Annotated in this window: 24 protein-coding genes; 9 read left to right on the top strand and 15 right to left on the bottom strand. The window is 68.2% G+C overall.

The features are described from left to right. Positions 1 to 32 precede the first annotated feature (32 nt). Both ABD093_RS09315 and ABD093_RS09310 read left to right on the top strand, forming a co-directional pair. Positions 33 to 1,568: a UDP-N-acetylglucosamine 1-carboxyvinyltransferase gene (locus ABD093_RS09315; RefSeq protein WP_343923973.1), complete on the top strand. Its 1,536-nt coding sequence runs from the start codon at positions 33 to 35 to the stop codon at positions 1,566 to 1,568. Between the two features lie 20 nt (positions 1,569 to 1,588). After that, positions 1,589 to 1,720, top strand: coding sequence for a hypothetical protein (locus ABD093_RS09310; protein WP_343923971.1), 132 nt, complete (start codon positions 1,589 to 1,591; stop codon positions 1,718 to 1,720). Here ABD093_RS09310 and ABD093_RS09305 read toward each other — a convergent pair. Genes ABD093_RS09305 through ABD093_RS09275 form a run of 7 tightly spaced genes read right to left on the bottom strand, consistent with a single transcriptional unit; the run spans position 1,691 to position 9,483 of the window. Beyond that, positions 1,691 to 2,578 carry an HAD family hydrolase gene (locus ABD093_RS09305; RefSeq protein ID WP_343923969.1) on the bottom strand — a complete coding sequence of 296 codons (888 nt, stop codon included), beginning with the start codon at positions 2,576 to 2,578 and terminating at the stop codon, positions 1,691 to 1,693. The two genes, ABD093_RS09310 and ABD093_RS09305, sit on opposite strands and share 30 nt — an antisense overlap. Further along, a complete protein-coding gene (locus ABD093_RS09300) occupies positions 2,575 to 3,492 on the bottom strand; it encodes a phosphodiesterase (RefSeq protein WP_343923967.1) in 918 nt (305 codons plus the stop codon). Before ABD093_RS09300 ends, ABD093_RS09305 begins: the two co-directional genes overlap by 4 nt. After that, positions 3,489 to 4,604 (bottom strand): LacI family DNA-binding transcriptional regulator, encoded by a 1,116-nt coding sequence (locus tag ABD093_RS09295; RefSeq protein ID WP_193117522.1) that lies wholly within the window; start codon positions 4,602 to 4,604, stop codon positions 3,489 to 3,491. The genes ABD093_RS09300 and ABD093_RS09295 overlap by 4 nt, the downstream gene beginning before the upstream one ends. Then, complete coding sequence (locus ABD093_RS09290) at positions 4,601 to 5,539, bottom strand: glycerophosphodiester phosphodiesterase family protein (protein ID WP_343923965.1); 939 nt, start codon at positions 5,537 to 5,539, stop codon at positions 4,601 to 4,603. Before ABD093_RS09290 ends, ABD093_RS09295 begins: the two co-directional genes overlap by 4 nt. Beyond that, positions 5,536 to 7,272, bottom strand: a complete 1,737-nt coding sequence (locus tag ABD093_RS09285; RefSeq protein WP_226850130.1) for an ABC transporter permease — start codon at positions 7,270 to 7,272, stop codon at positions 5,536 to 5,538. Before ABD093_RS09285 ends, ABD093_RS09290 begins: the two co-directional genes overlap by 4 nt. A 23-nt stretch (positions 7,273 to 7,295) precedes the next feature. Further along, a complete protein-coding gene (locus tag ABD093_RS09280) occupies positions 7,296 to 8,381 on the bottom strand; it encodes an ABC transporter ATP-binding protein (protein WP_193117519.1) in 1,086 nt (361 codons plus the stop codon). Positions 8,382 to 8,430: 49 nt separating this feature from the next. Further along, positions 8,431 to 9,483, bottom strand: coding sequence for an extracellular solute-binding protein (locus tag ABD093_RS09275; RefSeq protein ID WP_343923962.1), 1,053 nt, complete (start codon positions 9,481 to 9,483; stop codon positions 8,431 to 8,433). A gap of 468 nt (positions 9,484 to 9,951) precedes the next feature. Here ABD093_RS09275 and ABD093_RS09270 point away from each other — a divergent pair, with 468 nt between their 5' ends. The 5 genes from ABD093_RS09270 (at position 9,952) to ABD093_RS09250 (ending at position 15,241) form a co-directional block, all read left to right on the top strand. Continuing rightward, positions 9,952 to 10,995, top strand: a complete 1,044-nt coding sequence (locus ABD093_RS09270; protein ID WP_343923960.1) for a LacI family DNA-binding transcriptional regulator — start codon at positions 9,952 to 9,954, stop codon at positions 10,993 to 10,995. Positions 10,996 to 11,036: 41 nt separating this feature from the next. Next, positions 11,037 to 12,344: an extracellular solute-binding protein gene (locus ABD093_RS09265; RefSeq protein WP_343923958.1), complete on the top strand. Its 1,308-nt coding sequence runs from the start codon at positions 11,037 to 11,039 to the stop codon at positions 12,342 to 12,344. Continuing rightward, positions 12,341 to 13,264, top strand: a complete 924-nt coding sequence (locus ABD093_RS09260; RefSeq protein ID WP_343923956.1) for a carbohydrate ABC transporter permease — start codon at positions 12,341 to 12,343, stop codon at positions 13,262 to 13,264. Before ABD093_RS09265 ends, ABD093_RS09260 begins: the two co-directional genes overlap by 4 nt. Before the next feature lies 1 nt (position 13,265). Beyond that, entirely contained in the window at positions 13,266 to 14,102 is an 837-nt protein-coding gene (locus tag ABD093_RS09255; protein WP_343923954.1) for a carbohydrate ABC transporter permease, read from the top strand. A gap of 146 nt (positions 14,103 to 14,248) precedes the next feature. Then, positions 14,249 to 15,241 carry a glycoside hydrolase family 130 protein gene (locus tag ABD093_RS09250; RefSeq protein WP_193117515.1) on the top strand — a complete coding sequence of 331 codons (993 nt, stop codon included), beginning with the start codon at positions 14,249 to 14,251 and terminating at the stop codon, positions 15,239 to 15,241. An 83-nt stretch (positions 15,242 to 15,324) separates the two neighbouring features. Here ABD093_RS09250 and ABD093_RS09245 read toward each other — a convergent pair whose 3' ends face one another. Next, positions 15,325 to 16,383, bottom strand: a complete 1,059-nt coding sequence (locus ABD093_RS09245; protein ID WP_343923952.1) for an endonuclease/exonuclease/phosphatase family protein — start codon at positions 16,381 to 16,383, stop codon at positions 15,325 to 15,327. Between the two features lie 154 nt (positions 16,384 to 16,537). On the opposite strand from ABD093_RS09245, the gene ABD093_RS09240 reads away from it, so the two are divergent. Beyond that, the gene (locus ABD093_RS09240; protein ID WP_343923950.1) at positions 16,538 to 17,278 is read left to right on the top strand and encodes a sulfite exporter TauE/SafE family protein; all 741 of its coding nucleotides are present in this window, start codon (positions 16,538 to 16,540) and stop codon (positions 17,276 to 17,278) included. A gap of 193 nt (positions 17,279 to 17,471) precedes the next feature. On the opposite strand, the gene ABD093_RS09235 is transcribed toward ABD093_RS09240, so the two are convergent. Together ABD093_RS09235 and ABD093_RS09230 are read right to left on the bottom strand one after the other, a co-directional pair. After that, entirely contained in the window at positions 17,472 to 18,605 is a 1,134-nt protein-coding gene (locus tag ABD093_RS09235; protein ID WP_343923948.1) for a Gfo/Idh/MocA family protein, read from the bottom strand. Then, positions 18,602 to 19,426 carry a sugar phosphate isomerase/epimerase family protein gene (locus ABD093_RS09230; RefSeq protein ID WP_343923946.1) on the bottom strand — a complete coding sequence of 275 codons (825 nt, stop codon included), beginning with the start codon at positions 19,424 to 19,426 and terminating at the stop codon, positions 18,602 to 18,604. Before ABD093_RS09230 ends, ABD093_RS09235 begins: the two co-directional genes overlap by 4 nt. A 118-nt stretch (positions 19,427 to 19,544) precedes the next feature. On the opposite strand from ABD093_RS09230, the gene ABD093_RS09225 reads away from it, so the two are divergent. Next, positions 19,545 to 20,168, top strand: coding sequence for a TetR/AcrR family transcriptional regulator (locus ABD093_RS09225; protein ID WP_343923944.1), 624 nt, complete (start codon positions 19,545 to 19,547; stop codon positions 20,166 to 20,168). Here the strand turns inward: ABD093_RS09225 and ABD093_RS09220 are convergent. Genes ABD093_RS09220 through ABD093_RS09200 form a run of 5 tightly spaced genes read right to left on the bottom strand, consistent with a single transcriptional unit; the run spans position 20,158 to position 25,153 of the window. Continuing rightward, positions 20,158 to 21,012 carry an ABC transporter ATP-binding protein gene (locus ABD093_RS09220; protein ID WP_343923942.1) on the bottom strand — a complete coding sequence of 285 codons (855 nt, stop codon included), beginning with the start codon at positions 21,010 to 21,012 and terminating at the stop codon, positions 20,158 to 20,160. The two genes, ABD093_RS09225 and ABD093_RS09220, sit on opposite strands and share 11 nt — an antisense overlap. After that, positions 21,009 to 21,941: an ABC transporter ATP-binding protein gene (locus tag ABD093_RS09215; protein WP_343923940.1), complete on the bottom strand. Its 933-nt coding sequence runs from the start codon at positions 21,939 to 21,941 to the stop codon at positions 21,009 to 21,011. The genes ABD093_RS09220 and ABD093_RS09215 overlap by 4 nt, the downstream gene beginning before the upstream one ends. Next, a complete protein-coding gene (locus ABD093_RS09210) occupies positions 21,938 to 22,951 on the bottom strand; it encodes an ABC transporter permease (protein ID WP_343923938.1) in 1,014 nt (337 codons plus the stop codon). Before ABD093_RS09210 ends, ABD093_RS09215 begins: the two co-directional genes overlap by 4 nt. 1 nt (position 22,952) lies before the next feature. Next, positions 22,953 to 23,963: an ABC transporter permease gene (locus tag ABD093_RS09205; RefSeq protein ID WP_343923936.1), complete on the bottom strand. Its 1,011-nt coding sequence runs from the start codon at positions 23,961 to 23,963 to the stop codon at positions 22,953 to 22,955. An 8-nt stretch (positions 23,964 to 23,971) separates the two neighbouring features. Continuing rightward, positions 23,972 to 25,153 carry an ABC transporter substrate-binding protein gene (locus ABD093_RS09200; RefSeq protein ID WP_343923934.1) on the bottom strand — a complete coding sequence of 394 codons (1,182 nt, stop codon included), beginning with the start codon at positions 25,151 to 25,153 and terminating at the stop codon, positions 23,972 to 23,974. Between the last annotated feature and the right edge of the window lie 81 nt (positions 25,154 to 25,234).

The following is a 25,234-nucleotide window of genomic DNA, read 5'->3' as shown; positions in this document are numbered from 1 at the left end:
CCCGTATCTCATCTGTGAGATACGGTCGGTCTATGACTGAGAACGAGAACTACCTGGCACGTATCGGCACCCTGATCCGTGACGCCCGTCAGCATTCCGGCCTCACCCAGGCTCAGCTCGCCGAGGAGCTAAGCACCAGCCAGAGCGCCGTGAACCGGATCGAGAAGGGTCAGCAGAACCTAACCCTGGATACCATCTCCCGGATCGGCTCCGCCCTGGACTCCGAGCTGGTGGGCATGGGCACGTCCGGCCCGAGCCACCTGCGCGTCGAGGGCCAGCGGACCCTCAGCGGATCCATCGAGGTCAAGAGCTCCAAGAACGCCGGCGTCGCCCTGCTGTGCGCGTCGCTGCTGAACACCGGCACGACTGTCCTGCGCAAGGTGGCCCGCATCGAGGAGGTCAACCGTCTGCTCGAGGTGCTCACCTCGATCGGCGTCAAGGCACGCTGGATGAACGAGGACAACGACCTCGAGCTGAAGGTCCCCGCCACGCTCGATCTCGCCTCGATCGATGCCGATGCGGCGCGCCGCACCCGCAGCATCATCATGTTCATGGGCCCGCTCATGCACCGCCAGGAGTCGTTCCAGCTCCCCTACGCCGGCGGCTGCGACCTCGGCACCCGCACCGTCGAACCGCATATGACGGCGCTGCGTCCCTTCGGCCTCGACGTCGTCGCCACCGAGGGCGACTACCAGGCGACCGTCGCCCCGGGCGTCGGCCCTCGTCGGCCGATCGTGCTCACCGAGCGCGGCGACACCGTCACCGAGAACGCCCTGCTGGCCGCCGCCCGCTACGAGGGCGAGACGGTGATCCGCAACGCGAGCCCGAACTACATGGTCCAGGACCTGTGCTTCTTCCTCGAGAAGCTCGGCGTGAGCATCCAGGGCATCGGCACCACCACGCTCACCGTGCGCGGCAAGTCCCAGATCAGCACCGATGTCGAGTACGCCCCCAGCGAGGACCCGATCGAGGCGATGAGCCTGATCACCGCCGCGATCGTGACCAGCTCCAGCATCACCGTGCAGCGCGTGCCGATCGAGTTCATGGAGATCGAGCTGGCGCTGCTGGAGGAGATGGGCCTGCGCTACGACCGCTCCGAGGAGTACCTCGCCCGCAACGGGCAGACCCGCCTGGTGGACATCACCACCCACCCCTCCCAGCTCAAGGCACCGATCGACAAGATCCACCCCATGCCGTTCCCCGGGCTGAACATCGACAACCTGCCCTTCTTCGCCGTGATCGCCGCGACCGCCGACGGCCAGACGCTGCTGCACGACTGGGTGTACGAGAACCGCGCCATCTACCTCACCGAGCTCAACAAGCTCGGGGCCAAGGTCAAGCTCATGGATCCCCACCGCGTGCTCATCGACGGGCCGACCCGCTGGAGCGGCGCCGAGATCGTGTGCCCGCCGGCGCTGCGACCCGCCGTCGTGATCCTGCTGGCGATGCTCGCCGCGAAGGGCACCTCGGTGCTGCGCAGCGTGTACGTCATCAACCGCGGCTACGAGGACCTCGCCGAGCGCCTCAACAAGCTCGGTGCGCGCATCGAGACGTTCAAGGACATCTGAGGAGGAGCTCGGACGCCGCGGTGCTTCCGGCGAACGTCGGTTTTCGGCCGACGTTCGCCGTCGCGGCGCTGATCCTCGCGCTGACCGCGCTGACCGCGCTGACCGTGCTGCTCGCACTGCTCTCACCGCTGCGCGGCGCCCGCAGTCGCTGACCCCTCTCCCTCGGGAGCTGTCCCATCCAGCAGACCGTGCCGGGCGAACGCCTGCGCGATCCCACTCTGGTGCACCGTGCCGGTGATCTCATCGGCCGCGGCCCGCGCCTCGGGGGTCGCCTCACCCATCGCGATGCCCACGCCAGTGATGCGCAGCATCTCCAGATCGTTGTTGTTGTCCCCGATCCCGATCGAATCGGCCACGTCCAGCCCGAGCTGGTCGAGCAGGGCCAGGATCGCCGACCCCTTGTTCACCCCACCCAGCGAGACCTCTCCCCCACCGGTCCCCAGATGCGTGATGGTCCCGGTGATCACACTGAATCCCTCGGGTGCGAGCGCCTCGTGGACCCGTTCGAAGGCGTCCGAGGTCACGCCGAGGAAGATCGCCTTGGCAATCGCATCGAGCGGTGCCTTCTCCGCGACCTGCTCGATGTCCAGCTCCTCCCCCGGTCCCAGCCCGGGGCGGTCCTCGATGCCGAGCATCCTGCGCATCTCCTCCCGCCGCGAGGCGACGGGATAGACGCCATCGCGGGCCTGGAGCACGTAGTCCAGATCGAGCTGCCCGAAGACCTCGATCATGCGTCGCACCTTCTCGACGGGCATGGTGTGCTGGGCCACCCACTCCTCGCCGAGGCGCACGAAGGCGCCGGCGCCGAGAACGGCTCCGTCGAATCCGATCTCCGCGAGACGAGGGTCCAGCTCGCTCGGGGAACGACCGGTGGCCAGCAGCACGCGGTGCCCCGCGGCGCGGGCGGTGCGAATCGCGGTGATCGTCGAGGCGGGGAGGGCTCCGTCGTGGGCGATGATCGTGCCGTCGACGTCGAGGAAGACGATGCGGCGTCCGGGGTGCAGGATCACCGTGCCCCCGTCCAGCCCGGGATCGCCGGGGCGTCGGGGATGTACAGGCCCTGCTCGGCGAGCTTGCGGGCGGTGGCAGCACCATCGACATGGCGGCTCACACTCGCGCCGCCGCCCTGGGGCACCACGGAGTGCATGATCGTGGAGTTGTACACATGGACGAGGTTGAAGGCCTGCGCGCCGTCCCGGCCCCGCGTGCCGCGGTCGGGCGTCTGCAGGTCCTGGGTGTAGCAGGTGGCCGAGGCGACGGAGACCGGGATGCCCGCGAAGGTCGCGGAGGTCGAGTAGTGGAAGTGACCCCCGATGATCGCGCGCACATCGCTGCCGGCCAGCACCTGAGCCAGGGCGTCCTGGTCGCGCAGCTCGACGGTGATGGCGAGGTCCTGGACGCACGGGACCGGGGGATGGTGCAGGGCAAGGATCGTTCCCTCCGGGGCAGGCTCGGAGAGCACCTCTCGCAGCCAGGCGTACTGGGCCGGACGGATCTCGCCGTGGGCCCTGCGGGGCACGGTCGAGTCGAGCACGATGATCCGCAGGCCTCCGAGCATGACCACCCGGTCGTACGGGGCGTCGTCGGCCTCCGCATCGAGCAGCTCGGTACGCATCGTGGCGCGATCGTCGTGATTGCCCATCACCCAGATGAGCTCGGCGCCGAGGTGCTCGGCGAGCGGCTCGACCAGCTCGCGCAGCTGCCGATAGGCGGATGCCTCCCCGCGATCGGCGAGGTCGCCGGTGAAGATCAGTGCCTCGGGTCGCAGGTTGGTGGCGACCAGGTCCTCGAGCAGCCCCTCGAGATGCTCATGGACCGGGGCGACCCCGGACAGCAGCTCGCCCGGGGGCACGAAATGGGTGTCCGAGAGGTGGACCAGGGTGTGGTTCGCCCTCGGATATTCGGCGGCGCGCAATGCGTTCATGCGGGTGTCCTTCCGGTGGTGCGGGGCGGCCCGGCGGTGCGCCCCTGGATGAATCGGCCGGGCAGTCGCTCGTGCACGACCCTGCCTCCTGCGGGATCTCCAGGTCCGGCCTCCGCGGATCCGCCCGACCCCGCATCGTCCCCGGTGCCGGTCGCCCCGATCATCCGGGCGATGTTCGCGATGGTCCGCTCGGCGACGTCCTCGACGGCGATGCGCATGGTGGTCAGGCCCAGCAGGTCGATCCCGGGAAGGATCCCGTCGCAGCCGGTGGTGGCGACGTCCTCGGGGGTCCGCAGGCCCGCCTCGTGGAGACGACGGATCAGGGTCAGCTGCCGCAGGTCGGAGGGGACCATGACGGCGCTGACGCGGCCGCGACGGGCCAGGTCCACGGACTCGTCCATCGCGTCGTGACCTCGTCGGTACTCGAGCCGGTGCACCGTGGCTCCGCGGATCTCGAGCAGCTGGGCCATGACGGTGCTGCGCACGAACTCGGGGTAGGAGTCCTCGGCGCGGGCGGTCTGCACGGCCACATCCGTGTGGCCCAGTTCCAGAATGTGCTCGGCGAGGCGACGGGCCGCGTCCTCCTCGTCGTAGGAGACGGCGTGGATCCGCCCGCTGCTCTCCGGGCGTCCGGCCCGGATGATCGGAAGCCGGTCGCGGAAGGGCTCGAGCTGGTCGCTGGTCACTCCGCCCGTGGCGACGATCAGACCGGCCACGCGCATGCCCATCAGGCGGTGCAGGCTGGCCACCTGCTGCCTGCCCTGGTCGTCATGCTTGATGGTCATCGACAGCAGCGTGACGCCGGCGGCGTGGCCCGCCTTCTGCAGCTCGCTGAACAGCAGACCGTAGGCAGGGTTGGAGGCGTCGCGCAGCAGGAGGCCGACGGTGGACGAGCCTCCGGAGGCGAGCTCGCTCGCGGCGACGTTGGTGACATATCCGAGCTCGTCGGCGACCGCGAGCACTCGGCGCCGGGTCCGGTCGGAGACCTTTCCCTGGCCGAGCATGACGCGGGAGGCGGAGGTGCGGGAGACCCCGGCGGCGGCGGCGACGTCCTCCAGCCGGACGCGACCGGGGGGACGTGGCTCGGGAGAGGCGGAGGCGGAGGTGCTCATGAACGGACTTCCTGGTCGACGGCTGTCGCCCCGGCGGTGCCGCGGGCTGCTCGGGTCCCACGATAGGCACGCAGCAGCCAGGGCCAGTCCGTCTGGATCAGATCGGCGCCGAGGTCGAACAGCGGTCCCCACCCGGCAGCGGGCCCGTGCAGCAGCGCCGCCTCGTCGTCATAGCCCGCGAACAGCGGGATCCCGTTCGTCAGCACCTCGGCGTTGACCAGCACGAACAGTCCACGGGCGTGCAGCTCGACGAACAGGTCGGGGTCCGCGAGCGGGTTGTCCGGGCCATCGGCCAGCAGCTCGATGCCCACGACGTCGAGGTCATCGTCCTCGATGAGGTCCTCGATCTGCGCGAGATCCGTGCAGATCGGCAGGTAGGGGTACTTCACCTCGTGGCGCCGCAGGACGTCGAGCGGTCCGGGCAGAGCGGCCGGGCTCTTCAGCAGCAGCTGCTCGGTCATCCCGAGACCATCCAGGGCGGGGAGGAGCGTGGCCCATGATCCCCAGGACCGGTCCACGTTCACCAGGGGCACCGCCTCGTCCTCCACACCCAGCTCAGTGGGACGCAGCGCGGCCAGGAGGTCGAGCAGGCGTTCCACACCAGCCGGACGGCCCGGGCGGTCCACGTGCACGTATCGCAGCTCGTCGATCTGCCGCGCCGTGAGCGTGGTGAGGTTCGCGCCGATCCCGAGCAACCGCTGCTCGGTCCCGTCGTGGAAGGCGTAGAACTCTCCGTCCGCGGAGGTCGAAACGTCGATCTCGACCACATCGGCCCCGGAGACGAGAGCGGCCATCGCCGCCACACGGGTGTTCTCGGCGAAGCTGCCGACGGCCGTGCCGCGATGCGCCACCACGAGGGTCCCAAGCTCGGCGAGGCGCCGGTGCAGGAGCCGGTCGGTGCCGCCCCGCTGCGGGTGCCGGAAGGCGGCGCTCATCGCTCGGCCCCGACGCGATCGCGCTGACGGCGTGCTCGGGCGCGCCGGCCGCCGCGGTCCCGGGCACCCCGCCCGTAGACCAGGTACATCGTCGCGCCGGTGATGATCATGAGCAGCACCGTGTAGACGAAGGTGTTCGCGCGCGCATCGAGGTTGGCATCGCCCTCGGTGCTCGCCTTGATGACCAGGCCCAGAGGTTGGAACAGCGGGTGCGCGAGAAAAACGGAGGTGTCGTAGTCGTCCAGCAGGCTGTTGAAGTTCAGCGCCCCGATCGCCAGGACCGTCGGCAGCACCGCGGGCAGCAGGATCCTGCGGAAGACGTACAGCGTCCTCGCGCCCATCAGCGAGGCGGCTTCCTCGAGGTTGTCATTGATCACCGAGAAGGCAGCCTTCAGCAGGCGCAGGGTGAAGGGGATCTTGCCGATCACGTAGGCGATCAGCAGGATCACGGTGGTCCCGGTGAGTACGCGGCCGCCCACCAGAGGGCTCGGATGGTCGTAGCTGATGATCAGGCCCAGCGCGATCAGGGTGGTGGGCAGGATCCACGGGATGTGGAGCAGGTATTCGGCGGCGAGCGTGATCGCGTTGCGGTGCTTCGCGATGATGCGGGCGACGAACAGCAGCCCGAGCACGCTGATCAGGGAGGCGAGGCCCGCGTAGACGATGCTGATGACGAAGGGCCGCAGGCTCGCGGACTCCCCGAGCACGCGCGCGTAGTTGTCCAGGGACATGGTCGAGAAGCGGAACTGCCCGGACTCGATCGCGCGGGAGTCCTGGAAGGAGTACAGGACGATGAGGATGACGGGCAGCAGATAGGCCGCGAACAGTGCGTAGGCGACCACGTGCACCGCGACGTTCAGCACCGGATTGCGGATCTTCTGCTTGACCAACTGCGAGGAGACCTTGGCGATCGAGAAGTAGGTGCCGCCCTTCTCGATCCGGGTCAGGACGATCAGGAGGAGCACCGTGGCGATGCCAAGCACGAGCGCGAGGAGCGCGGCGATGTCCCGCGAGCTGGGAGTTGCGGCGAACGTCAGGATTATCGGGGTGATGGTCTGGAAGTCGCGCCCGCCGAGCACCTGCGGGGCCGACAGCGCCCCGAGCCCGCCCAGGAACGTGAGGATCGTGACGGCGAAGAGCACCGGTTTCAGCATCGGCAGGACCACTCGGCGCAGGATCGTCCACTCCGAAGCACCCATGCTCCGTGCCGCCTCGATGGTCTGATGGTCCACCTTGGACAGGGCGCTGGAGACGAACAGGAGGTGGTTCGTCGTGGTGGCCAGGGTCATCACGACGACGACGGCGAAGAAGCCGCTGAACCAGTCGGGGTCCATCTCGGGGAACAGTCGCAGCAGGAACCCGGTGATGATCCCGTCGGCGCCATAGACGAACTTGTACCCGGCGGCCAGCACGATGCCTCCGTAGATCAGGGTGGTGGCGTATCCCAGCCACAGGATCCTGCCACCCCTGATGTCGTAGTACCGCGTGACCAGCACGACGAAGATGCCGACGACGTTCACGGTGACCGAGAGGACGAACGCCAGCAGGAACGAATTGCCGAGGGACGTCATGGCCCGTTCCGACGAGGCGAGCTTCTCGACCGCCCGCAGGGTGGGCTCGCCGTCCGGGACGAAGGTCTGCACCAGCAGATTCGCATTGGGCCAGATCAGGAACGCGACGATGAACCAGCCCACGATCGCGCCGGTGACGATCACGAAGGGCGAGCGGATCATCCTCGAGATGCTGCTCGCGCCGTTCATCGCGCGGCCACGGACGTCACGGCGGTCGCGGGCGCCCCGTCCTCGGCGGCGCCAGAGGCGGCCCTGCCCTCGTACTGGAGGATCGTGGCGGGGTCGATGTGCACGGTGACGACGTCGCCGGCCTGAGGGCGGGCGGAGCCGTCCTCGGGCTGCATGACCTTGACGATCGCGCCGTGCGTGCTGATCTCGTAGCTCGAGCGCACTCCGTGGTACCGACGGCGCACCACGGTGCCGGGAAGCGCGACCGATCCGCCGCTCGCCGTCCCGGTGCCGAGCCTCACCTTCTCCTCGCGCACGTACGAGACGCGCGTGGGGTCGAGGGCCGTGCCCGACCGGGCTGCGACCTCCGTGACGAGAGCGGGCGACAGGCGACTCGCATCGCCGATGAAGTGGCACACGAACTCGGTGGCGGAGGCGTCGTAGATCTCTTCGGGGGTGCCGATCTGCTCCACCCGGCCGTCGTGGAAGACGGCGATGCGATCGCTCATGCTCAGCGCCTCGTCCTGATCGTGCGTGACGTAGACGGTGGTGATGCCGAACTGCTCCTGGAGGTCCTTGAGCTGCACTCGCAGCTGGGCCCGGAGCTTCGCGTCGAGGTTCGACAACGGTTCGTCCAGCAGCAGGATCTTGGGGCGCAGCACCAGCGCGCGCGCGATCGCCACGCGCTGCTGCTGCCCCCCGGAGAGATCGGCGAGGTTCTTCTCGAGCTGGGTGGGGGACAGATCGACCTGTTCGGCGATCTCCCGGACCTTGCGCTCCACCTCGGCTCGGGACTCCTTGCGGACCTTGAGCCCGAAAGCGATGTTCTCCCGCACGTTCAGCGACGGGAACAGGGCGTAGTTCTGGAACACCATGCCGATCTGGCGCTTGTCGCTGGGCAGGCGCGTGACGCGCCGGCCGGCGACGTGGACGTCCCCGGCCGAGGGACTCACGAAACCTGCCAGCGTGCGCAGAGCAGTGGTCTTGCCGCAGCCCGAAGGGCCCAGCAAGGTGAAGAATTCGCCGTCGCGCACGTGCAGGTCGAGGCCGTGGATCGCCGTGAAATCGCCGTAGTCCACGCGGATCCCGTCGTAGCGGATCATCTCGGTGCCTTCCGTCAGGGTGCGGTGGGTGGTGGTGGTGCGAAGCCGGTCAGACGACGTACTCGAGCTCGATCTTCTCGACCCAGCCCGGCAGGTTCTCGGTGACGAACTCCCAGTCGATGTCCTGCCGCACGAGACCTTCGTGGAACTCGACGATCGATGGCTCGGCCTGGTCGATCGCGCCCTGGTTCACGGGCATGGAGTCGAACTCCGCGGACCAGGCGGCCTGCAGATCGGCGCCGCCGAACCAGTCGATGAACTCCTGGGACTCCTCGAGCTGGTCGGTGCCCTTGATGATCGCGGCCTGCTCGACCACGAACGGCACGCCCACCTCGGGCTCCACCACACCGGCTGTGATGTCGTAGCTCGCCTCACGGCCGGGCAGGCCGGAGGACGGCAGCTGCCCGTAGTCGACCTCCCCGTCCACGATCCGCTGGAAGACGTCGACGTCCTCGACGGCGGGGCTGCCGGTGCTGAAGTACTTCTCGACCTCGGCCCAGCCCTCCTCGGAGATGCCCATCTCGCCCTCAGGATCGGCATAGCGGGTGAGGATGCCGGACATGACGATCTGGATGGTGGCGTTGCCCATGCTGGTCTCGGACTGGTAGCGGCCCTCGAAGGCGGGGTCGTTCCAGAGGTCGAGCCAGTCGTTCGGGGCGTCGGCCGCATCGATCCTGTCGGCGTCGTAGGCAAGCAGGATGGCCTGCTGCACGACGGGCCAGTAGTTCCCGTCCCCGGAGGCGTCGCCCAGCTCGGCGTCGATCTCGTTGGCCCACACCGGGGTGTACGGCTCGATCGTCTCGGCGTCCACGAGCTGGTTGAAGTAGACGTTGTTGAGCCCGAACACGACGTCGGCGACGGGATTGCCCGCCTCGGCGAGGATCTTGTTGGTGGTGTCCCCGCCACCCTGGCCGACGACCTCGATGTCGAAGCCGGCCTCGGCAGCCTGCTCAGTGAGCCAGTCCCCCCGGCCGTCGCCGTTGGAGTTCGTGTAGACGATGAGGGTGTCGCCGGAGTCGGCGCCGCTGTCGGCGCTTCCGCAGGCGGTCAGGGCAAGGGCTGCGGTCGCGAGGACTGCGGAGGCTTTCAGGAGCTGTCGCATGGGAACACTTTCTGTACACGAAGGGGTGAGGCCCTCCGGAGGGCGGAGTTGCGGACGACTGCGGACGGGCGTCACGTCGAGGCCACACCAGAGGGGAGCGCTCTCCCTCCGTGAGGAACTCTCGTCATCGAAAGTGGATGCGACCCAACTCCGAAGGCATCGCCATGTGAACTCTGGTCGAACAGTGGGGGAGCGCTCCCCCTGTGCGTGATCAGCAACACTAGGGGACACCCAGGCGGCTGCACAAGGGGCCCGGACCGCGTGTTCGTGCGTGCCGACCATAGGGGCCCTTCCTCCCGATCAGCTTGACAGGAATCCACAAACCGGTTTAACTGCTTTCTGTTCAAACCGGTTTGCGCATCGGTGTTGGCGTCAGCGCCAGCACAGCTGCTGAGACCGCCAGACCCAAGAACGACCGACCGGTTCGACCGAGCCGACTGCGCTCACCCCGCCCGGAGGAGGAAGACCATGCACGGTGCACGACCCACCATCGGGGACGTCGCGCGAGCCGCCGGCGTCTCCAAGGGCACCGTCTCCCTCGCATACTCCGGCAAGCGCCCAGTGGCAGAGGAGACTCGTCGCCGTATCTTCGCAGCGGCTGAATCGCTGCGGTGGACCGCGAGCTCGAGCGCCCAGGCGCTCGCGACGTCTCGCACCAGCACAATCGGTCTCGTCATTGCACGGCGACCGGAGATCATCGCCACCGACACCTTCTTCCCACGCTTCATCGCCGGCTGCGAGGCCGTCCTCGCCGAGGCCGGGATGGGCCTGATGCTCAACGTCGTTGCTGATGACGACGCCGAGACGGCGGCCTACGAGCGATACGCCGCGGGACGCGTCGATGGTGTGATCCTGCTCGATGTGGAGCAGGGCGACCGCCGCCCTGACCTCGTCCGCGAGCTGGGACTGACCGCCGTGATACTCAGCGCCGAAGCACCCCACGAGGAGGAGCCCGTCGACACCCCCGTGACCCCCGTGGTCTACACCGAGGACGCCGCCGCCGTCGGCGAGCTCGTGGAGCTGCTCGTCGATGCCGGCCATTCCTCCATCGCGCACGTCTCCGGGCCCCTGCGCTACGTCCACGCCGCAGCGCGCCGGGACGCCTTCGCGGCTGCGATGACCCGCCATGGCCTCCTCCCCGACCGCATCGTCGAGGGCGACTTCACCGCCGCCTCCGGTCGTGATGCGACCGCTGCACTGCTCGACGGCGACGACCACCCGACAGCGATCGTCTACGCGAACGACGTGATGGCGATCGCCGGCCTCTCCTACGCGCGCAGCTCCGGGCTGCGCATCCCCGAGGACCTCTCCGTCACGGGCTTCGACGACAGCGAGCTCTCCGCGCACCTCTCCCCAGGGCTGACCAGCGTCTCCACCGGGGCCGATGTGCGCGGCGCCGTCGCGGCCCGCACGTTGCTGGCGGCGCTCGGCGGCGATGCCCACCGCTCCGTCCTCGTCGACGGCACTGTCGTCGTGCGCCGAGGCAGCATCGCTCCGCCCTCTCAGCCCTGACGATCCGCCCACCACCACGACCACCACCGAGGAGATCGACGATGACCCTCACCCGGCGCGCTCTCGGCGCCACAGCACTCGCAGTTCCTCTGACCCTCGCCGCAGGAGCCTGCTCACGCAGCGCGGTCGACCCTGCGCAGGCGGCGACAACCCGTGGCGCCATCCGAATCTGGGTCTCCAACAACGAGCAGGAGCTCGCCTGGGGCGAGGCGGCCACCGCCGCCTGGAACGCCGAGCATCCCGATGAGCAGGTCACGCTGCAGGAGGTCCCTGCCGGGGCCAGCTCGGAGGAGGCCATCTCCGCCGCGATCGTGGCCGGCACCACCGCAGATCTCGTCTTCAACGCGTCCCCGGCGGCGCTGCCCGATTGGGTGCGTGCCGGCGGCCTGGTCGATCTGACCACGTTCGAGGGCGGCCGGGAGCACATCGAGAGCCGCACCGGACAGCGCGCCCGCGACTACGCCGAGGACGGCGGCCAGGGCGGTTATTATCAGCTGCCCTGGAAGTCCAACCCGGTGATGGTCATGTTCAACAAGGAGATCTTCGCGGCCGCCGGGATCGATCCAGAGTCCCCGGAAATGGACACCTTCGGGTCCTTCCTCGAGGGCTCGCGGCAGATCGTCAGCTCAGGTGCCGCGGCATCAGCCGTCTGGCCTGCGCCCACCAGCGACTTCTACCAGCCATGGTTCGACTTCTACCCGATGTACCTCGCCCAGACCCACGGCACGCTCCTCGTGGAGGATGACGCGACCACGTTCGACTCCCCCGACGGCCTGGCGGTCGCCGAGCTGTGGCGCGCGATGTACGAGGAAGGGCTCGCCCCACGGGAGGAGTCCACGGACGACGCGATGACGATGGGCACCACCGCGATGCAGCTGGCAGGGCCGTGGGCGATCGCCACCTACAAGGATCAGCTCGACTACGGCTTCATGCCGGTTCCCAGTGCGGGCGGCATCACCCCCGAGGAGACCATCACCTTCGCGGATTCCAAGAACGTCGCGATGTTCAGCTCGAGCCGAAATCGGCTCACGGCCTGGGAGTTCCTGTCCTTCGCCACCAGCGAGGAGTGGGACGGCAAGCTGCTCGAGCTCTCCGGTCAGATGCCTCTGCGCACCGACCTGCTCGCCACCTACCCGGACTACTTCGCCGAGCATCCCGACTACACGAGCTTCGCCGATCAGGCCGATCGAGTGGCCGACGTGCCCTACCTGTCCGGCGCCATCGAGATCTGGCAGCGGTTCCGCGACGAGTTCTCCGCCTCCGCGATCTTCGGGAAGAAGTCGGTCGCAGACGGCTTGCACGATGCCGCCGAGCAGATCGACCAGCTGGTGCAGAAGGGAGCACGATGAGCACCCCCGATACCGCCCCGCCCCTACGCCCTCCGACGAGCCCGCTGCGTCGGCTGCTCGGGAAGCAGCCCCTCGGTCTGGGACTCTCCCTGCCGTACATCGTGTTCCTCGCCGCGGTGATGGCATATCCCCTGGCCTACGCCGTGTACATCTCGTTCTTCGACTACGTGTTCACCGCCCCCGGCATAAACATGGACCATCCGTTCGTGGGCCTGGAGAATTACCGCACCGCCCTGACCGATCCCCGCGTGCTGCAGTCTTTCGGCAACATCGCGGTGTTCCTCGTGATCAATGTGCCTCTCACGGTCATCCTGTCGATGGGGTTCGCCTCGGCCCTGAACGCGGTCACCCGCTGGGCCGGTGCTTTCCGCGTGGCGTTCTACGTCCCGTACGTGACGGCGAGCGTGTCGCTGATCGGCGTGTGGATGCTGCTGTTCTCGCAGGATGGCCTGGTCAACACGATCCTCGGGCCTCTCGCCCCGGATCCTTCGTGGCTGGTCAACGACGCCCTCGCGATGCCGTCGATCGCCTTGTACGTGACGTGGAAGCAGCTGGGGTTCTACATCCTGCTGTATCTCGCCGCGCTGCAGAACGTGCCGAAAGAGCTGTACGAATCCGCCTCGACCGACGGGGCCGGGATCCTGCAGCGCTTCCGACACATCACGGTGCCGGGCCTTCGCGCCACCACGATGCTCGTGCTGATCCTCTCGATCATCACCGGCGCGAACCTGTTCACCGAGCCATATCTGCTGACCAGCGGCGGCGGACCGGATGGCGCCTCCACCTCACCGGTGCTGATGATCTACCAGAAGGGCATCCAGCAGGGGAACCCGGACGTCGCCTCTGCGATCGGCGTGCTGCTCGTGATCGGCGTCGGCCTGCTGTCCCTGGCCTCCACCCGTCTGACGAAGGAGAGCTGACATGAGGTCCCGCACCCCCACCCGGATCGCGCTGTACGTGGTCCTCGCGCTCGCGGCGCTGGTGTTCATCTTCCCCTTCTACTTCATGATCGTCGGTGCCCTCCAGGAGAACCCGACCACCACCCCGGCGGGCATGTTCCCTACCGGGGGCTGGACCCTGGAGAACTTCGCCAGCATCAACGAGCGGCTCCCGCTGCTGCGTGCGCTGCTGAACTCGGTGGTGTTCACCGCCGGTGTCCTGCTGGGTACCCTGACCTTCGGCCTCAGCGCCGGGTACGCCCTGTCCCGGTTGCATTGGCGTGGCCGCGGGGTGCTGTTCGTGGTCATGCTCGGAGTGCAGATGGTCCCCTTCCAGCTGCTCATGATCCCCCTGTACGTGCAGGTCGCCGGCTCCTACGGGCTAGGGGACACCTACGCCGGGATGATCCTGCCGTTCTTCATCAACACCACCGCGGTGTTCATCTTCCGGCAGTTCTTCCTGGCCCTGCCCGAGGAGATGTTCGAGGCGGCGAGGATCGACGGGGCGAGCGAGCTGAGAGTGCTGTGGGCCATCGCGATTCCGCTGGTGCGCCCGGCGATCGCGACGGTCGTGCTGATCACCTTCATCGGCCCGTGGAACGAATTCCTCTGGCCGTTCCTCATCACGAAGGACGCCTCGATGCAGCCCCTCGCGGTGGCGCTGGCGAACTACATCGCCAACATCGCCCAGACCGTCGCGAACCCCAATGGCGCGATCCTCGCCGGGGCCTGCGCCCTCGCGCTGCCCGTCGTGATCCTGTTCTGCCTGTTCCAGAAGTACTTCACGGCCTCCGACATCGGCGCCGGAGTGAAGGGGTGATCGGCCGACACGACCGACGCATCTGACGCCACCGATACGACTGATACGGCCGCAGCTGAAGCGACCGCAGCAGCGGAGGCGATCGGCGCCACCGCGCCGAGCCGCCGCAGCTCTCCTCCTCGACCCCCACTGCAAAGGACCTCCCCATGACTGCCACCAGCCTCTTCGGCGACGCCCGCTTCCCGCTGGGCCCCTTCACCCCCTACGAGAACAACCCGATCCTGCGGCCCAAGGGCGACTCCTGGGAGTCCTCGAACCTCTACAACCCGGCGGCACTGGTCGTCGATGACCAGGTGGTGCTGCTGTACCGGGCCCACGCGGAGGACATCGTCTCCCACGTCGGCATCGCGTTCAGCGACGACGGCTACCACTTCGAGCGGGAGAACGCTCCGATCCTCTCGCCCGAGCACGACTACGAGCGCTTCGGCTGCGAGGACCCGCGCATCGCATACATCGAGGGCACCTACTACCTCACCTACACGGGCTGGGACCGACGCTCCGCGCAGCTGTGCCTGGCGACCTCTCCCGACCTGCGCACCTGGACCAAGCACGGCCCGCTCTTCGAGGACTTCGACACCTTCAAGACCATGGACCCGCGCGGCTTCAACTGGTCCAAGGCCGGCGTGATCGTCCCTCAGCAGATCGACGGGAAGTGGTGGATGTACTTCGGAGAGGGCGGGATCTACTGGGCGACCAGCGACGACCTCATCCACTGGACCCCCGGCACGAGCGACGAGGAGCCGATGTACTCCCCCACCCCGGGCACCTGGGACGAGGCCCTCGTAGAGATCGGCACCTCTCCGGTGCTGACCGACAACGGGCTCCTGCTGATGCTCACCAACGGCGCCACCCGGCGCTACCTGGAGGACGGCACGCGGGAGGTCGACTACCGCTGCGGCCAGATCGTCATCGACCCCGCGAACCCGACGACGGTCCTCGCCCGTCTCCAGGAGCCGTGGCTGCGCCCGCAGACCTTCGAGGACACGCACGGGCTGGTCTCGAACGTGACCTTCGTGGAGGGTCTCGTGAAGTTCCGCGAGAGGTGGTTCGCGTACTACGGCCAGTCGGACACCACGCTCGCCGTCGCGGTCGCCGATCCGGGCGCGACGTACGGGACCGATCTGCGCGCCGACGGCTGAGCTCACTCGGTCGGACCTCGGCACGGCACGGCCCGCCTCCCCGATTCCCCCCGGGGCGGCGAGCCGTGCGTGCGCGAGGACTCTCAGGGCAGGGAGAGCAACGCCTGCATCGGCAGATGATCGGACGCGAAGGCTCCGCTGGGATCGCGGTGGTCGTTGATCGCGGCCTGATGCGTGGTGATGTCTTCCGTGGTCAGCACCCAGTCGATCCGGTCGCCGCCCTCGACCGCCTCCGCGTATCCGGGGCAGGTCTCCCAGGCAGGGGTGAGCTGCTCGGCCGCGGCATCCCAGGAATCCACGGTGGGGCCGTCCGTGACGAGGGTCGTGTAGGCGCCGGAGTCGTGGGCGGGTGAGTTGTAATCGCCGGTGACGATGGTGGGGAGCTGGTCGAGCTCACCACCGTCGAAGAGGTCGATCATCGCCTGGCCGCTCTTGATCCGTGCCTGCTCGGACTCGTGGTCGAAATGGGTGTTGATCATCGCGAACTCGGCCCCGCTGGCGAGGTCCCGCAGCCGCGCCCACACCACGATGCGGGTGATGCGGTTCCCCCAGGTCGCGGAGCCGATGACCTCCGGGGTGTCCGAGAGCCAGAACTGGTCCCAGGCCAGCACCTCGAGGCGGGTCGTGTCGTAGAAGATCGCCGAGTGCTCGTCCTTGCTGCCGCCCTTGCGCCCGTAGCCGATCATCCGATGCCGGGGCAGGGCGGAGTCGATCGCGCTCATCTGGGTGTACTGCGCCTCCTGCACGCCCAGAAGGGTCGGCTCCTCACGGGCCAGCAGATCGATCAGCACCGGTTCACGGTCCGGCCAATGATCGGGGTCCCCTGGTTCTGTCTCGGGGGTGGTGTCCTGGCGGATGTTGAACGACATGACATGGAGGCGGTCGCGGCCTGCCCTGCCGATCAGCGGTCGAGCATTGTTGCCGTCGGCTCTCACGGGTGCGGCCGAGGCGGGAGCGGCACGCGCTGCGGCAGCTCCTCCGAGAGCAGCTGCCCCGACTCCGGTCGCGAAGGTGCGGCGGGCGATCGACATGTCCATGGTCTTCTCCTGAAGGTCGTCGTCATGGGAGATCCACACTAGGGGGAGCGCTCCCCCGAAGTACGGAGTTCTCCGAATGGACCATCGATCGGTCTCGGAAGTCATGCTCTGGGAACCGTCCGGCCATCCGGTACGCGGCACCTGCCCGACAGCGGGAACTCCCGCGAGCCGCCGTGCGGCGCGGTGCACGGTGTGCGAGCCTGGTCGGCAGTGCGGCCGACGAGCGACGGATCCCTGACATCGGAGAGCGAGGTGCGGAGTGGACGAACCCGGTCTGCTCCTCACTCTCGGCGTGGCCCTGAGCGTGTTCATCGGCGCCATCTCCCAGCGCGCCACCGGGATGGGCTTCGCGCTGCTGTCCGCCCCGTTCCTCGTGCTCGTCCTAGGTCCGCTGCAGGGCATCCTCGCGGTCAACGCCGCCTCGGTCCTCGCCAACTCGCTGATCCTGGTGCAGGTGTGGCGGGACGTGGACTGGCCGCGCGCGAAGCTGCTGGTCCCGATGGGGGTGCTGGGCGTCCTCCCCGGCGCCCTCGCCGTCGCACTGCTGCCGGAAGCCCCGCTGACCATCATGGTCAGCCTCCTGGTCGTCCTCGGGCTCGGCGTCACGATCCTGATGAGGGGCCGCACGGCACCTCCATCGGCCGCGCTGGGCGCCGCAGGCGGCTTCGCCTCGGGCTTCATGGGCGTCACCGCGGGAGTGTCCGGGCCGGGCATGGTGGTCTATGCCCGCGCTACGGGCTGGGAGCACCGCCATTTCGCAGCCACCGCGCAGCTGCACGGACTGGTGCTCGGCATCGCCTCCCTCGCCGCGAAGCGCGCTCTGCCGTCCTTCGAGGCCTCGGGCTGGATCGCACTGCTGGTCGCGCTGCTCGTCGGCCTCCTGGTGGGAGACCGGCTCTCACGTCGCATCGACGGCGCCTCCGCGATGCGCGTCGTCGTCGTGATCGCGATGGCGGGAGCAGTCCTGGCTCTTGTGCGTGGTGTGCTCGCCGCTCACTGAGCGGGGCCCGTCGCGCCGCCGACAGCGCCGCCCGCAGACGGTGTCGCCCGCAGACGGTGCCTCCGGTCAGCGTTGCCGTCGTCCCACTCGGTGAGAAGCTTCCGCCGACGACGATGCCCCTGCCTCCTCCCGCGGACGGCGGGGGCGACAGGGGCATGTCCACGGCGAGGTCGCATGCACCTCGCCGGTCCGCTCAGAGAGTGCTGGCGAAGGGGTCGAAGCCCTCCTGCACCAGCGGGACCTCGCCCACGGAGCTGTTGACGGTGACGAACTCGCCAGAGGCTGCGGACTCCTCGGCGGAGAGCATCACGTCGAGCACGTGGTAGCCGAGCTCGCCGCTGGCCACGTGCGGGCGGCCCTCGGCGATCGCGCGGACCATGTCCAGCAGGCCGGTGCCGCGGCCTGCGACGACGCCTTCCTGCGGGACCTCGATCCACTCCTGCTCCGGGGGCTGCTCGCCGAAGGAGTCGAAGGGCTTCACATAGGCGATGCGACCCTCGAACATGTTCGGGTCGGGGACCACGAGCGACCCCTCGGTGCCGTGGATCTCCACGACGCCCTGGCGCGCGAGCGGCGAGTCGAAGCTGACCAGCGACGTGCCCGTCTGGCCGGCCTCGAACTGGGTGAGCACCGAGATCGTGGAGGGCACCTCGACGGGGAAGGTCTCCCCCGCGTTCGGACCCACCTGGATCGCACGCTCCTCCTTGGCCTTCAGCCCCACGGCTGCGACCTTCTCGACGGTGCCGAACAGGCTCACCAGAGTGGTGAAGTAGTACGGGCCGATGTCGAGCAGCGGGCCGGCGCCCTTGGCGAACAGGAAGCCGGGGTTCGGGTGGAACACCTCGGGACCCTGGTACTGCATGGAGGTCTGCGCGAACAGCGGACGACCGATGGTGCCCTTGGCGATCTCGCGCTTGGCGGTCTGGACGCCCGGGCCGAGCACGGTGTCGGGCGCGCAGCCCACCCGCAGCCCGGCCTCGTCGGCGGCCTTCAGCAGCGCCGACGTGGACTCGCGGTCCAGGCCCAGCGGCTTCTCGGTCCACACGTGCTTACCGGCGGCGATCGCCGACGCGGAGATCTCGGCGTGCACGGCGGGGATCGTCAGGTTCACGACGACCTGCACGCCCGGGTGGTCCAGCACGTCCTGTGCGGTTCCCCAGGCGGGGATGCCGTGCTTCTCGGCCTGGCTGCGGGCACGATCGGTGTCGAGGTCGCCGAGCACGAGCACGTCGACGTCCGGGAAGGAGCCGAGGTGCTCGAGGTAGGTGTCGGAGATGACACCGACGCCGATGAAGCCGACGCCGACGGGCCCGGTGGAGGCGCTCATGCTGCGAGGCCGTTCTCGATCAGGAAGGTGTAGCTGTCCGCGATGTCCTCGAAGACGTCGCCGGGGGCGTTGTCGTACTCGATGACGGCGTACTTCAGGTCGGTCGCGGCCTGCAGCGCCTCGATGGTGGGCACGTCGCCGTCCCCGGCGTGGCGCTGGTCCAGGCTCGAGGAGTCGAACGTGGGGGCGTCGGGCGCGAAGGGGTTCGAGGCCGGCGCGACGCCGTCCTTGACGTGGATCGCGACGAGGCGGTCGCCGAGCTTCTTCACGAGGCCCACGGCGTCCTGCTGGCCGGCCAGCGCCCAGAACAGGTCCAGCTCGATCACGACGGTCGGGTCGACCAGGTCGAGGAAGCGCTCGTAGGCGGTCTGTCCGTCGAACGAGGCGACGAACTCCTGTGCGTGGTTGTGGTAGCCGACGGTGAGGCCGAACTCCTTCGCCTTCTCGGAGGCGGCGTTGAGACGCTCGGCGATGTCCTTGACGCCGTCCTCGGTGAGCCAGCGGTCCGCGGCGACCATCGGCTCGATGACGGTCTTCATGCCGATCTCGGCGGCGGCCTCGAACACGATCTCGTTGGCCGGGGTGGGGATCGAGCCGTCCGGGGTCCACAGCTCGTCGGAGAGCAGCGGGGCGTGGCCGGTCGGGGAGGTCAGCCCGGCCTTGTCGAGGGCGGCGCGGATCTCCGCGGGGCGACGCACGAAGTCGAAGGCCTCGACCGTGCGCAGGCCGATGCCGGCGAGCTTGTCGAGGGATCCGTTCATGTCCGCCGAGAACTCGGCGGCCAAGGAATAGAGCTGGATGGAAGCGATGGGCAGGGCCACGACGAACCTTCTTTCTGGCGGTTTTCACCCGCTAAGCCGCACGTCACGGTGGGGGCGTGGGGGAAACGCTAGCACGCAAATCCTCCACGTGGAGGTTTTGTCCGGGTAGCCTCTGGACATGTCCACCGATGAAGCCAGCGCCGCCGCCGAGCCCACCGTCATCGGCCGCGCCGGTTCGTATTCCAAAGGCGTGGCTCGACGCCAGGAGATCCTCGACCGGGCGATCGAGGTGTTCCGCGAGCGAGGGGCCGACGGCACCTCGCTGCGTCGCATCGCCACGGCCATCGGGGTCTCGCATGCCGCGCTGCTGCACTACTTCGATTCCCGTGAGCAGCTCCTGGTCGCGGTCTACGAGCACGCGGAGTCCCAGCGCGACACCGCGAAGATGTACGAGGACAGATCCGCGCTCGACGTGCTGGTCACGGCGGCCGTGATCAACATCGGCGTGCCGGGCATGGTGGAGCTGTACACGACGCTCGTCGCCACCGCCCTCGCGGTGGACGGCTCACCGTCGAACACCTTCTTCAGCTCACGCTTCGCGCGGATCCGGGAGGATCTCACGCAGCGCCTGGCGGCCGGGCAGGCCGCCGGCAACGTACGGAAGGATGTGGATCCCGCCGATATGGCGGCCCTCCTGATCGCCGCGTCCGATGGCCTGCAGGTCCAGTGGCTGCTCGAGCCCACCGTGGAGCTCGAGCGCACCCTGGAGACCTTCGCGGTGCTGTTCGCCCCTACGTCTTGAGGCTGCCGCGCAGGTCGGGCACGTCCGAGAGCAGCCGCCGGGTGTAGTCGCCCTGCGGGGAGAAGATGACCTCCTCCGTCGTGCCCCGCTCGACGACCTTGCCGTGCTCCATGACCGCGACTCGGTCGGCGAGATAGCACGCCTGGCCGATGTCGTGCGTGATGAACAGGACGGTCAGGCCCAGATCGTTCTTCAGATCGTGCAGCACGTTGAGCACGTTCACGCGCAGGGTCGCGTCGAGCATGCTCGTCGCCTCGTCCGCGAGCAGCACCTTGGGACGCATCATGAGGGCACGGGCCACCATGACGCGCTGCCGCTGCCCGCCGGACATCTGGTGCGGGAACTTGTGCAGCACCTCCTTGGGCCGCAGGTCGACATAGCCGAGACACTCCTCGATCAAGGAATCGGCCTCGTCCTTGGGGACCTTCGCGAGGGCGAGGCCGCGCCGCAGAAGGGACCCCACGGTGAAGAACTGGTTGAACGAGGAGAAGGGGTCCTGGAAGACCGCCTGCACATCCGTCCAGTACTCCCGCAGATCACCGCCCCTCAGATGGGTGACGTCCTGCCCGCGGTACGTGATCGTCCCCGAGGTCACCGGCATCAGGCGCAGCAGCATCCGGGCCAGGGTCGACTTGCCCGAGCCCGACTCCCCCACCACGGCCAGCACGCTGGACTCGGGGAACTCGAGGCTGACATCGTCGACCGCGGTGATCTTCGACCCCGCGACGCTGAACTCCTTGGTGACGTTCTGGCACGACAGCAGGATCTCGGCGTCGGTCGTGCTGCGCGTGATCATGTCGTCCTGCGGGGCGTCCTGCGCAGCAGCTGCAGCGGACTCGTTCATGGCGTCCCCACCTCCTCGGTGGTCGTGGGAGTCGTGGCGCCCGCCGTACGGCGGGCGACGCCGCGCCTGCGCGTCTCCTGGCTGGGATCGAGCACCGAGGACAGCAGCTTGCGCGTGTACGGGTGCTGGGCGTCCTCGACGAGCTGCCGCGTGGGCCCGGACTCGACGATGCTCCCGGCGTTCATGATCGCCAGCTTGTCGGAGACCTGGGAGAGGACCGGCAGGTCATGGGTCACGAAGACCACCCCCGACATGATCCCCTGCTGGACCATCTCCAGCAGCATCTCCACCAGCATGCGCTGGCTGGAGACGTCCAGGGCCGACGTCGGCTCGTCGGCGATGAGCAGGCGCGGGTTCTGCAGCGTCGAGATCACGGTGATCATGCGCTGCTTCATGCCGCCGGAGAGCTGGTGCGCGTAGGAGTCGAGCACGCGCACGGGCATGTCCAGCATCTTCAGCCGCTCCCGCGCCAGGTCCAGCGCCTCGTCCTTGGTGATCTTCGGGTCGTGGGCCCGCATCACGTCCCGGACCAGGCTGCTGATCCGCAGCGTGGGGCTGATGGAGTTCATCGCGCCCTGCGGGAGCATCGAGACGGTGCGCCCCCGGTAGGGCCGATGCCGCGTGAGGTCCGACGGCTGGAGCGTCGACAGGTCGATCGTCTCGCCGTCGATCTCCAGGGTCCCGGACAGGACGTACAGCGGCGGGGTGGCGATCATCGCGAGCGCATTGCCCAGCGTGGTCTTCCCGCAGCCGGACTCCCCGGCCAGCCCCAGGATCTCTCCCTCGCCGAGCTCGATCGAGACTCCGTCGACGGCGGTGAAGTCCTCCTCGCCGCCGCCGTAGACACAACGGATGTTCTCGGCGCGGGCGAGGATTCCCGACCGCGAGGGGGATGACGTCGTGCCCGATGGCGTGTTCGTCATGCTCATGCCTTCTCACCTGCTCTCGCTCGGTCGGAGGGTTCCGGCGGCGCCGTGGCGGGTTCGGAGACGGCCTGCTCGGCGAGCAGGCGGGCCTCCTCGACCCGTCGGGCTGCGGCCTGCTTCATCTGCTTGCGCTTGCCGCGGCGCAGGCGCGGGTTGAACACCTCGTCGAGGCTGGCCTGCAGCAGCAGGAAGCCGAAGGAGACGAGGGTCAGGATGATCGTCGGCGGGAGGAATGCCCACCAGGCGCCGCTGGCGACGGCCTGGAACGCGAGCGCCCAGTGGAGCTGGGTGCCCAGGGAGTTCGCGCCCGACGGGCCCAGGCCCAGCATCGACAGCGCGGCCTCGGCGAGGATGGCGCCGGCGACCTGCAGCACGAACGCCATCACGGCGTAGGACAGGATGTACGGCAGGACGTCCTTGAGCAGGATCCCGGCCAGCCGCGCCCCGGAGAGCCGGGCCACGTCGATGTGCTCGCGGGTGGCGACCGAGGACGCCTGCGCGCGCACCGCCCTGGCCGTCCAGGGCCAGGACGTGATCCCGATGACGATGGCGAGGGACCAGATGGTGCTCTCGGGCAGCGACATCGAGATGAGGATCAGCACGACGATCGAGGGGATCGCGAGCACCACGTTGGTGACGCCCATGAGCAGTTCCTCGAACCAGCCGCCGACATAACCGGCCAGCAGCCCGATGCCCACGCCGATGGTCGTCGCGACGGTCCCGGCGACCAGGCCGATGATCAGCGAGGTGCGTGTGCCGGCCATCAGGACGGCCAGGACGTCGTGCCCGAAGTTGTCGGTGCCCAGCAGCAGGCCGGCACCTGGCGCATCGTAGAGCGAGCCGACCTTCTCCCCGGCGGTGGTCGGGTAGATGTACCCGGCCAGGCCCAGGGCGACCACGAAGACCACCAGCACGAGGGAGATCCAGAAGCGTCCGGAGAAGTTGAAGGAGCGCAGGGTGTTCGCGCGCGGAGCGGCCGTCTCCTCGGCCATGGAGGTGTTCACCGTCGACATATCACTTCTCCCCGGACTTGGCCGCGCGGATGCGCGGGTCGACGATTCCGTAGACGATCTCCACGGCGAAGTTCGCCACCAGCACGGCGACGGTGATGATGAGCGTCACCGCCTGGATGACGGGATAGTCATTCGCGGAGATCGCGTTGAACAGCAGCAGACCGACGCCCGGATAGCTGAAGACCAGCTCGGTGATGAGCGCGCCTCCGACGAGGGTGCCGATCGCCAGAGCGAGGCCGGTGATCTGCGGGAGCATCGCGTTGCGGAAGATGTACTGCGTGATCTTGTTGTCCCGGATGCCCATGGCCCGGGCGTAGTTCACGTAGTCGCCGCCCAGCTCGTAGATGGCCATCGAGCGCATGCCCACGGCCTGGCCGCCGATGAAGACGACCACGAGCGACAGGAAGGGCAGCCAGTAGTAGCTGACCGCATCCCAGAGGAACGCGAGGCTGAACTCCGGTGTCAGCCCGAGCGAGTACGCCCCGCCGACGGGGAACACCCCGGCGACGACGGCGAGTCCGTACAGCAGCAGGATCGAGAGGCAGTAGTACGGCATGGCGGAGAGGAACAGCGAGCTGGTGAACACGCTGCGGTCCCAGTTGCCGCCGCGGAACGCCGCGATCGCGCCCACGACGTTGCCGAGGATCCAGCCGATGAGGATCGCCGGCAGCTGCACGGCGATCGACCAGGGCAGCGCCTGGCCCACGAGGTCGTTGACCGATGCCGGGTAGTACGCGAAGGACGTCCCCAGATCACCGGTGAACACCTTCCCGAGATAGGTGAGGAACTGCGCCCAGAGGGACTGGTCGAGGCCGAACTCCTGGACGTAGCTCTCATAGACCTGCTTCTGCTGCTCGCTGGTGACGGAGCCGCCGCGGGACAGGTTCGAGACGATGACATCGACGGGGTTGCCCGGGACGAGCCGGGGCAGCAGGAAGTTCAGACCTACTGCTGCCACCAGCGCGACCAGGTACCACACCGTCTTCTGGGCGATGTAGCGGCCGAGATTCACAGGTTCCCTCAGCCGCCGATCTTCTTGAGCTTGAAGAGCCAGTCGTTGCCGGCGCCGCGGAACATCGGCGGGGCGTAGTCGTTGTCCTCGGTGGGCCAGTTCGACCAGTTCGAGGCGTTGAACTCGAAGAACTCATCGGGCCGGTACATGAGCGGGAAGGCAGGGACCTCCGCACGGTACAGATCGTCGAGCGCGGTGATCGCCTCCTTCTTGGAGGCGTCGTCGGGCGCAGCGGCAGCCGTCTCCAGGAGATCGTTGACCTTGTCGTTCTCCCAGCGACCGAAGTTGCGGTAGGCGGTCTGACCCAGCGGTGCCATGTCGACGTTGCTCATGACGTCGCTGAAACGCTGCCACGGGGCGGCAGGGTTCGTACCGGCCACCGACCAGCAGCCCATGTCGAAGTCGCCGTTCTGGAAGGCGGTCGAGGTCTGGGCCTGCTGCGGGAAGTTGGTCGAGGCGTCCACCCCGATGGCCTGGAAGTTCTTGGCCACGATCTCGAGCGCCGCGTTCCAGTCCGTCCAGCCCTGCGGGGTGATGAGCTTCCAGGGACCGAGCTTCACGCCGTCCTTGGCGTAGAAACCGTCGTCGCCCTTGGCATAGCCAGCGCCCTGGAGGATCTCCTCGGCCTTCGCGGCGTCGAAGGTCCAGCCATCGGCCTTGGCCTTGTCTCGATCCAGCCAGGCGTCCTCGGCGCCGTCCGGGACGACGAGCGAGGCGAGCACCTGGGAGGAGTAGCCGGACATGGCGGTCTCGGCGATGGAGCCGTAGTCCACGGCGTGGGCGAGGGCCTTGCGGACCTCGACGTCATCGAGCCCGGGCTTGGTGGTGTTGATCATGAACATCGGCATGGAGCCGGGCGAGAAGTACGGCTTGTCCTGCAGGTAGGTGCCCACAGGCTTGTCCGCCTCCCACATCTTCCAGATCTGCGGCACGAACTGCTGCATGACATCGAGCTCGCCGTTCTGGAACTTGAGGTTGCCGTCCTCGTTGGACTTGAAGATCGGGTGGATGATCTTCGTCATCGGCGGCAGACCCTTGTAGAAGTCCTTGCCCCAGTAGTCCTCGTTGCGGGCGAGGATGATCTGGGTCTGGTCCGCGAGCTCGAGGCTGAAGGGACCGGTGCCGATCGCGGTGTCGGTCTCCCAGGAGGCGATCTTGTTGTCGGTCTCCTTCGCGACCTTCTCGAACACTGAATCGGCCCGGGTTCTCTGCCGCTACTTTGTGGGTGCGGGCTCTCGGGTGAGGGCCTCGTAGTGGAGCGTCTCGAACTC

Origin of the sequence: Brachybacterium tyrofermentans, from assembly GCF_039526165.1 — a bacterium.
In the GTDB taxonomy this organism is placed as follows: Bacteria; Actinomycetota; Actinomycetes; order Actinomycetales; family Dermabacteraceae; genus Brachybacterium; species Brachybacterium tyrofermentans.
The sequence above is the reverse complement of the archived record's forward strand: the minus strand, read 5'-3'. Positions and strand labels throughout refer to the sequence as shown.

Coding starts and splice junctions, on each gene's coding strand:
- ABD093_RS09255 (WP_343923954.1), top strand. CDS start 13,266: ATGAGGTCCCGCACCCCCACCCGGATCGCGCTGTACGTGGTCCTCGCG.
- ABD093_RS09270 (WP_343923960.1), top strand. CDS start 9,952: ATGCACGGTGCACGACCCACCATCGGGGACGTCGCGCGAGCCGCCGGC.
- ABD093_RS09300 (WP_343923967.1), bottom strand. CDS start 3,492: ATGAACGCATTGCGCGCCGCCGAATATCCGAGGGCGAACCACACCCTG.
- ABD093_RS09225 (WP_343923944.1), top strand. CDS start 19,545: ATGTCCACCGATGAAGCCAGCGCCGCCGCCGAGCCCACCGTCATCGGC.
- ABD093_RS09215 (WP_343923940.1), bottom strand. CDS start 21,941: ATGAGCATGACGAACACGCCATCGGGCACGACGTCATCCCCCTCGCGG.
- ABD093_RS09245 (WP_343923952.1), bottom strand. CDS start 16,383: ATGACTTCCGAGACCGATCGATGGTCCATTCGGAGAACTCCGTACTTC.
- ABD093_RS09260 (WP_343923956.1), top strand. CDS start 12,341: ATGAGCACCCCCGATACCGCCCCGCCCCTACGCCCTCCGACGAGCCCG.
- ABD093_RS09250 (WP_193117515.1), top strand. CDS start 14,249: ATGACTGCCACCAGCCTCTTCGGCGACGCCCGCTTCCCGCTGGGCCCC.
- ABD093_RS09275 (WP_343923962.1), bottom strand. CDS start 9,483: ATGCGACAGCTCCTGAAAGCCTCCGCAGTCCTCGCGACCGCAGCCCTT.
- ABD093_RS09295 (WP_193117522.1), bottom strand. CDS start 4,604: ATGAGCACCTCCGCCTCCGCCTCTCCCGAGCCACGTCCCCCCGGTCGC.
- ABD093_RS09220 (WP_343923942.1), bottom strand. CDS start 21,012: ATGAACGAGTCCGCTGCAGCTGCTGCGCAGGACGCCCCGCAGGACGAC.
- ABD093_RS09210 (WP_343923938.1), bottom strand. CDS start 22,951: ATGTCGACGGTGAACACCTCCATGGCCGAGGAGACGGCCGCTCCGCGC.
- ABD093_RS09235 (WP_343923948.1), bottom strand. CDS start 18,605: ATGAGCGCCTCCACCGGGCCCGTCGGCGTCGGCTTCATCGGCGTCGGT.
- ABD093_RS09290 (WP_343923965.1), bottom strand. CDS start 5,539: ATGAGCGCCGCCTTCCGGCACCCGCAGCGGGGCGGCACCGACCGGCTC.
- ABD093_RS09265 (WP_343923958.1), top strand. CDS start 11,037: ATGACCCTCACCCGGCGCGCTCTCGGCGCCACAGCACTCGCAGTTCCT.
- ABD093_RS09285 (WP_226850130.1), bottom strand. CDS start 7,272: ATGATCCGCTCGCCCTTCGTGATCGTCACCGGCGCGATCGTGGGCTGG.
- ABD093_RS09315 (WP_343923973.1), top strand. CDS start 33: ATGACTGAGAACGAGAACTACCTGGCACGTATCGGCACCCTGATCCGT.
- ABD093_RS09280 (WP_193117519.1), bottom strand. CDS start 8,381: ATGATCCGCTACGACGGGATCCGCGTGGACTACGGCGATTTCACGGCG.